This is a genomic window from Geobacillus sp., from assembly GCF_017515625.1.
Classification (GTDB): domain Bacteria; phylum Bacillota; class Bacilli; order Bacillales; family Anoxybacillaceae; genus Geobacillus; species Geobacillus stearothermophilus.
The window spans coordinates 1-7,943 of the sequence record NZ_JAFWFM010000088.1; the positions used below are offsets into that span (position 1 = coordinate 1).

Genomic DNA, 7,943 nt, shown 5'->3' on the forward strand with positions numbered 1-7,943 from the left:
ACAGACCCGTGATGTTCCGGTTACAATGTAATATATTCGCAGTTTTTGTAGAAATTCTGGTTATACATCTTGACGATGGGAAAGAAGGTGCCGCGATGCTGAATATTTTCAAAGACTTTTTGCTGAACTTGTTTTTTATTCTCCTGCCGGTGTTTCTTGTCCCGCTATGGACGGAGCAAGAAAAAGGGCCAAAGCGCCTCCGCCTGTATTTGCCGACCGCTTGTTACGCCATTGTAATCGTCCTATGCATCACTCTTCCGGTCGGAACAGAGAGCAATTTCATCTTCGACTTGCAGCAAATTCCTCTGTGGCTTGGCGGTTTGTACGGCGGAGCGGGGGCAGCGACGGTTTTAGCGTTTACGGCGATCGCATACCGCTCGCTGTTCGGCGGAGCTGGCGTCTTCGTCACCGTCGTCGTTTCCATCGCCATCGCTGCAACAAGCAGTTTATTGACAAAACGGTTTGTCGAGCTGCCAACCAAACAGCGCACGCTGTTCGCTGCATCGCTCAGCTTCGGCTCTGGCCTATTGACCGTCGCCATAGCGGAGTGGATGGCTGCTGCGGTTTCTCCTCCGCCTTCCGTTGCGCTTATCTTTTTGTTTGTACAGCCCATCAGCATGCTCATCGTTTGTTCGTTTCAGGAAATGGTGCACCATAACATCGCGCTGCGCAAACGAGTGATTCGCGCCGAGAAAATGGAAGCCGTCACCCATTTAGCTGCTTCCATCTCTCATGAAATACGCAATCCACTCACCGCGGCGCGTGGGTTTATCCAACTGATCGAAGAGCAGCCGCTCGCTGCCGACAAACGACGCCAGTATGCGCGCATCGCCATTGAGGAGCTTGACCGAGCTGAAGCGATCATCACCGATTACTTGACGTTTGCCAAGCCGGCCCCGGAGATGCCGGAAAAGCTGAACGTCAAACTGGAAGTGAAGCGGGCCATCGACATCATCCGTCCGCTCGCCAATATGAGCTGCGTCGATATTCAAGCGACGCTTGCCCCATTTTCCGTCATCGGTGAGCGCGAAAAATTCCGTCAATGTTTGCTCAACGTAATGAAAAACGCCATCGAAGCGATGCCTAACGGCGGGACGTTGCAAGTATACGTCTCCATTGACAACGGACGTGTGCTCATCCGCATCGCTGATACCGGCGTTGGTATGACGAAAGAACAGCTCGAACGGCTTGGCGAACCGTATTTTACGACGAAAGGCGTCAAAGGCACGGGGCTCGGAATGATGGTCGTCTATCGCATTGTCGAATCAATGAACGGAACAATTCGAATTGAAAGCGAAATACATAAAGGAACGACGGTATCGATTTATTTGCCGCTCGCTCCGTCCCCATCCCTATCCACGATTTCCGATAAAGAAAAGCAGTTGTTTGCCGTCTTGTAAACGCCGCGGCCAAACCGGGGGAAGACAATAACCAGCGAAACAAAGGATGCCTGTTCGGGTGTCCTTTTTCTTTGTCCTATGTTCCCGACAGTTTATCACCACTGGCGTTTTTGTTACAATACTATAGGATGGAAACATACCAAAGGAAAAGGAGACAGTTGCATGATTCACGTCAAAACGGAACGAGAAATTCAGTTGATGCGTGAGGCGGGGAAACTCTTGGCCGCCTGTCATCAAGAGATCGCCAAACGCATCGGACCGGGCGTCACAACGATGGAAATCGACCGGTTCGTTGAAACGTTTTTGGCCAAATACGGCGCCAAACCGGAACAAAAAGGATACCGCGGCTATCCGTATGCGACATGCGCTTCCATTAACGATGAAATTTGCCACGGGTTTCCGCGCAATGAGCCGCTGAAAGAAGGCGATATCGTCACGATCGATTTTGTCGTCAATTTGCGCGGAGCGCTCGCCGATTCCGCCTGGACGTACGCCATCGGCGACGTCAGTGAAGACGTGCAAAAACTGCTTAACGTCACCGAGCAGTCGCTCTATAAAGGAATCGAGCAAGCCGTTCTCGGCAATCGGATCGGCGACATCGGCCACGCCATTCAAACGTACGTCGAAGCGCACGGCTTTTCCGTCGTACGCGATTTCACCGGGCATGGCATCGGGCCGACGATTCACGAAGAGCCGTACGTTCCCCATTTTGGTGAAAAAGGAAAAGGGATGCGCTTAAAGGAAGGGATGGTCATTACGATCGAGCCGATGGTTAACATGGGGGCATGGCAAAGCAAAATGGACGCAAACGGCTGGACGGCGCGCACCATTGACGGCTCGTATTCGGCGCAATATGAACATACGATCGCCATTACGAAAAACGGGCCGCTGATCTTAACGACGACGGCGTAAGGATACAGATATTTCTTGTTCTCAACAGCTTGATTTTTTCGACATTCGAAAAACCCGGGTACACGTTGGCCCGGGTTTTTCGTTCCCTTCTCTTTATTCTGGCCAGACCGTTGCGGCCGCTGTGTTGCCATTGCTTTTTCCTGCTATTTTGTTTACATAATATAATTATGGTTGCTACCCTTTCAGCACTTTCACGTAAAACGTCCGCTGGCGCGGCCCGTCGTATTCACAAAAATAGATGCCTTGCCAACGGCCAAGCAGCAGCCGGCCTTCATGAATGATAACATGTTGCGACGCGCCGACCGTGCTCGCTTTCATATGAGCGGCCGTGTTTCCCTCCATATGGCGGTCAAGCGGATGCTCCCACGGGTACGTTTCATCAAAGCGGCGCATCATATCGCGCTTCACGTCAGGATCCGCGTTTTCGTTAATCGTGATGCCGGCTGTCGTGTGCAGGCAATAAATGATCGCCATCCCCTCTTCTACCCCGGACTGGCGCACCGTTTCTTCGACAAATGACGTAATCTCCACCATTTCATCGCGCTTTGTCGTGCGAAGTGAAAAAGATTGAAGCAAGTCTTTCACCTCCTGAACAAATATTTTGTAGAACAACGCAAAATTTGCTACCATTTAATTATAGCATATGGAACGGCCTCCCACCTGCCATCCCTGCATGGAAACGGGAGTCTCCTAGCAAAGTCCATTGGGGTGAAACTGCCGTGCCGAAACGATACACGAATCTCGACAACGTCTCGACGCACAAAACATGGACCGATTTCCGCCGCTGGCAGCGGGAACGGAAACAAAAGCAAAAAGACTTGTCGTACGTCGTACCGCACGCCGTGCCGCCGCAATGGAACCGGCTTCATCATCCGAACGGACGGCCGCAGCTTTGTTGGATCGGCCATTCGACGTTCGTCGTGCAAATGAACGGCATCACGATCGTCACCGACCCGGTTTGGGCGAAGCGGATGGGCGCGGCCAAACGCTTGACGGCTCCTGGTGTTCCGCTTGACAAGATGCCGCCCGTGGACGTTGTGCTCATTTCCCACGGCCACTATGACCATTTGCATTTCGGCAGCCTCCGCCGTTTGCACGGTGACCCGCACATATTCGTGCCCGAGGGGCTCGGCCGCTTGTTCCGCCGCCGCGGCTATCGCCGTGTCACCGAACTGTCATGGTGGGAAACGGCCTCCTTTCACGGCGTATCGCTCACATTTGTTCCCGCCCAACATTGGACGCGGCGGACGCTGTGGGACACGAACACGTCGCATTGGGGCGGATGGGTGATCACATCAAACGGCGCCCCCACCATTTACTTCGCCGGCGACAGCGGCTACTTCCGCGGCTTTCGCGACATCGGCGAACGCTTTTCCATCGACTATGCGCTCTTGCCGATCGGCGCGTACGAACCGGAATGGTTCATGGGGCCGCAGCACACGACCCCGGAAGAAGCGGTGCAGGCGTTTTTGGACTGCCGGGCCCGCCTGTTTGTGCCGATGCATTACGGGGCGTTCCGCTTGGCCGACGATACGCCGAAAGAAGCGCTTGACCGCCTATGGGCTGAATGGCGGCGGCGCGAATTGGAAGAGGAGCGCTTGCTTTGCTTGAAGCTCGGCGAGGTGATCGATGCCGCCCAAGCGTTGACGGCCCTTTCCCCATTCGACAATTCGTTCAGCCAAACAAGCGCAATCACCACGGTGAAACAAGCGCGGCAAAAGGAATGAGCGCAACTTTATCCAAAAGAGCGAGCCAGTCCGCGGCTCGCTCTTATTCATTGAATTGGCGGTATACGTACGGCTCCTTCGGTTTGGCCACCCTCTCCCATGACGTCACTTTTACATACGGAAGCGTCATATGAAACGGCTGGTAATACATGGTGGATAGCGTACCTTTCACATGAATCCATTCATCATTTTGAAGCGGCACCGTCTTTGGAAACTGAAGGAGCAGCCCGTACACCCCTGAATCCGCAACACAATGAATGATTCCAAAGCGAAGGAGAAACGCCTCATTGGCGCGCGTCGTTTCCTCACGGTAAACAAACCCGGTGAACTCAATGTCGCGGGCGGCGAATGCACCGGGAAACTGATAAATCGTTTCCATGGCATTTAAATAGTTTTGATCATTCAACTCCAAGCGAGCAAGACGACCATATTTTTTCAGCTCTTTTTCCATGGCATTTTGATAATCGTCCCGCCCATAATACATGCTCGTATCCGGACGCAAAAACTGCCGCTGGGCAAACGGATCGCTGCCGTCAGCTGCCATCCCAGGAACATGAATCCCTTTCGCCTTTACGACTTCAGAATCCAGCGTCGCAACGGGAAACAAGAAGGCGGAAACAAGCGGAAAAACAAAAATAAGGTAATTCACCGCCCGCTTCCAGCGCGCGGACGGCTCATGATGATGACCGCAGCATTCTTCCCCATGATCGTGCGGTTCCTCGTTGCGGCTTGCCAGCACAAATTGCGCGATCGTTAAAAAAGCAAACACAAACATCGCACTAAACGAAATATACGAATACCGCATATTAATGTATTTGCTCAACTCTCCAGTAATATATAAATGAAAAAACAAAAACGCAAACCCAAGCAAAATATACATGCGAATCATGCCGCCACCTCCTTGCTAGATCAATAGCGATCCGGCAAACACAAACAACGTGATATAGGAAATCAGTTTCCACACAAACCGGGCTCGGAATGACTGAAACAACATGAGCGTATTTTTCACATCGAGCATCGGCCCGTAAACGAGAAACGCTGCCAGCGCGTGAAACGGAAATGTGCTTTGAAACGACGAGGCGATAAATGCGTCCGCCTCGGAACAGAGCGACAGCACGAAGGCGAGCGCCATCATGACCAAAGAGGCCGCCACTTTCCCATTACCGATCGACACAAGCACCGACGTTTTCACATACGTTTGCATCGCCGAAGCAATGAACGCCCCAATGATCAAATACTTCCCGGTCGCAAAAAATTCATCGATCGTATGGCGCAGGGTGCCAACGATTTTCTCTTTCCAAGTACGGGGCATCATCGGCATCTCGCGCCGTTCATGGCGCAACTCGCTGCCTTCATGCCGAATCGCCATCACGGCGCCGACAGTGACGGCGACGGCGCAAGCGAACAGCGCCCGGCACAATACCATCGTCCAACTGCTTCCGAAAGCGATATACGTCGAAAACAGCACAACCGGATTGATGACGGGCGCCGTTAACATAAACGGCACGGCCGCGTAAAGCGGCACCCCCTTGGCGACGAGACGGCGGGTGATCGGCACGATGCTGCATTCGCATGAAGGGAAAAACACTCCAAGCAATGTGGCATAAACAATGGCCAAAAGGCGGTTTTTCGGCACCCACCGTTGTACGGCCTCTTCACTGACAAACATTTGAATGACTCCGGAAACAAACACCCCGAGCACGACGAACGGCAACGATTCAATCAATATGCTGATAAAAATCGTATTCAGCTGCAAAAACGTGTTCATCATGGGTTCTCCTCTCATTTACAACCGTTCATTTTACCATGAGAAATGGCCATTGTCATGAAAATTTGGTAAGAAAAATCAAAAAGGCGCTTCGCCTTTGGCGAAACGCCTCTTCTTCTATTATTCTTCCACTTCTTTTTTCCACAGCCCGACCATCAATGCGGTCACGATGGAACCAATCAAAATAGCCAATATATAAAGCCATGCGCTGCCTTTGACGATCGGGATGACGAAAATTCCGCCGTGCGGCGCCGGAAGTCCGATGCCAAACAGCATCGTCAGCGCCCCGGCTACAGCTGAGCCGACGATAATCGACGGAATGACCCGCACCGGATCGGCCGCCGCAAACGGAATCGCCCCTTCCGTGATGAACGAAGCCCCCATAATATAGCACGTTTTGCCGGCCTCGCGCTCGGCTTTCGTAAACTTCTTCTTGAAGAATGTCGTCGCCAGTGCCAATCCGAGCGGCGGCACCATCCCGCCGGCCATAATGGCCGCATGCGGCGCATAGTTGCCCGCTTCAATCATGGCCAGCCCAAACGTATACGCCGCTTTGTTGATCGGTCCGCCCATATCAACCGCCATCATGCCGCCCAACACCGCACCAAGCAGCACTAAGTTCGCGGTTCCCATGCCGGAAAGCCAATGTTTCAACCCTTCATTCAACGCTTTGACAGGATCGATGACCACATACATCATGATGACGCCAGTGAGAAAAATGCCGAATACCGGATAGAGCAGCACCGGTTTAATCCCCTCAAGCGACTGCGGCAGGCGGCTGAACAGTTTCCGTAATCCGACGACTAAATACCCGGCTAGGAAACCAGCAATCAATCCGCCGAGGAAACCAGCGCCGCCGTTGGCCGCCATAAAGCCGCCGACCATCCCCGGCGCAAACCCTGGTCGATCGGCAATGCTCATGGCGATGAATGCGGCCAGCACAGGAACCATCAACGCGAACGCATTGCCGCCGCCGATGTCCATTAACAGTTTGGCAAACGGATGATACGACGGATCGTTCGGGTCAAACGCTTTAATGCCGAACGTGAAGGAAATGGCAATCAAAATCCCGCCGCCGACGACAAACGGAAGCATATTTGATACGCCGTTCATCAAATGCTTGTAAAAACCGGTGCGCGGTTTCGCCGCCCCCACGCTGCCCCGCGCCGCACCGCCTGCCCGATAAATCGGCGCGTCTTGGCGGAGCGCCTGCTCGATGAGCTTCTCCGGCTCGCGGATCGCACGAGCGACCGGCACTTGGATGACAGGTTTCCCGTCAAAACGGTCCATGTCGACTTGTTTATCGGCTGCGACAATGATCGCCGCGGCTTCTTCAATCTCCTGTGCGGTGAGAGCGTTTTTCACTCCATCTGAGCCATTGGTCTCGACTTTGATGGATACCCCCATTTCGGCTGCTTTCGCCTTCAGTGCATCAGCGGCCATATACGTATGAGCGATTCCGGTCGGACAAGCGGTTACTGCCAGCACTTTCCGCCCGTTCCCTGCCTGCACCGCTTGCTGTGGAGCTTCTTGCTCGCTTTCTTTCGCGGCAACCAAACGGATAATCTCCTCCTCGCTTGAAGCGGTTTCAAGCTGAGCACGGAACGATGCATCCATCAACATCGACGACAAGCGGGCGAGCGCCTCAAGGTGCGTCTGCTCCCCACCTTCTGGCGCGGCGATCATGAAAAACAAATGGCTTGGCTTGCCATCGAGCGACTCATAATCAATGCCTTCCACTGAACGGCCGAACGCCACCGCCGGGCGCTTGACCGCCGCCGTTTTGGCGTGCGGAATGGCGATGCCGTCGCCAACGCCGGTCGTGCTTTGTTTTTCTCGCGCCCAAATGGCTTGCTTAAACGCTTCCACATCGCTGACCGCTCCCGCTTCGGCAAGCTTTTCAGCCAGTTCATCAATGACTTCGCCCTTTGTCTTCGCTTGAAGCGCGAGAATCATCGTTTCTTTTGTCAACAAATCTGTAATCTTCATTGGCCCAATCCTCCCTCTAGAAATGTTGATTTATCAAGGCTTTTCGGCCCCTCAGGGGTGTCCAAAAAATATTTTTCGACAAAATCCCTTACATCCTTTTTCAGTTTTGTGGATATCTTACAGACCTAGGGTGCGCTTCGCGGCCAC

7 protein-coding genes are annotated in these 7,943 nt (G+C 53.2%); 3 read left to right on the forward strand and 4 right to left on the reverse strand.

Features of this window, described 5'->3' with window-relative positions; all coding sequences use genetic code 11:
* Nucleotides 1–95 precede the first annotated feature (95 nt).
* Nucleotides 96–1,400 (forward strand): ATP-binding protein, encoded by a 1,305-nt coding sequence (locus IKE44_RS05580; RefSeq protein ID WP_033017012.1) that lies wholly within the window; start codon nucleotides 96–98, stop codon nucleotides 1,398–1,400.
* A 162-nt stretch (nucleotides 1,401–1,562) separates the two neighbouring features.
* Nucleotides 1,563–2,312, forward strand: coding sequence for a type I methionyl aminopeptidase (gene map / locus IKE44_RS05585; RefSeq protein ID WP_033017013.1), 750 nt, complete (start codon nucleotides 1,563–1,565; stop codon nucleotides 2,310–2,312).
* Between the two features lie 174 nt (nucleotides 2,313–2,486).
* Here the strand turns inward: map and IKE44_RS05590 are convergent, their stop codons facing one another.
* Nucleotides 2,487–2,888, reverse strand: coding sequence for a secondary thiamine-phosphate synthase enzyme YjbQ (locus tag IKE44_RS05590; protein ID WP_287465265.1), 402 nt, complete (start codon nucleotides 2,886–2,888; stop codon nucleotides 2,487–2,489).
* A gap of 143 nt (nucleotides 2,889–3,031) precedes the next feature.
* Between IKE44_RS05590 and IKE44_RS05595 the strand changes: the two genes are divergently transcribed.
* Complete coding sequence (locus tag IKE44_RS05595) at nucleotides 3,032–4,039, forward strand: MBL fold metallo-hydrolase (protein WP_033017014.1); 1,008 nt, start codon at nucleotides 3,032–3,034, stop codon at nucleotides 4,037–4,039.
* Between the two features lie 43 nt (nucleotides 4,040–4,082).
* Here the strand turns inward: IKE44_RS05595 and IKE44_RS05600 are convergent, their stop codons facing one another.
* The 3 genes from IKE44_RS05600 to IKE44_RS05610 form a co-directional block, all read right to left on the reverse strand.
* Complete coding sequence (locus IKE44_RS05600; protein ID WP_053532847.1) at nucleotides 4,083–4,928, reverse strand: TIGR03943 family putative permease subunit; 846 nt, start codon at nucleotides 4,926–4,928, stop codon at nucleotides 4,083–4,085.
* 15 nt (nucleotides 4,929–4,943) lie between these two features.
* A complete protein-coding gene (locus IKE44_RS05605) occupies nucleotides 4,944–5,810 on the reverse strand; it encodes a permease (protein WP_049626505.1) in 867 nt (288 codons plus the stop codon).
* A gap of 117 nt (nucleotides 5,811–5,927) precedes the next feature.
* Nucleotides 5,928–7,796 (reverse strand): PTS fructose transporter subunit IIABC, encoded by a 1,869-nt coding sequence (locus IKE44_RS05610; protein WP_055358267.1) that lies wholly within the window; start codon nucleotides 7,794–7,796, stop codon nucleotides 5,928–5,930.
* Between the last annotated feature and the right edge of the window lie 147 nt (nucleotides 7,797–7,943).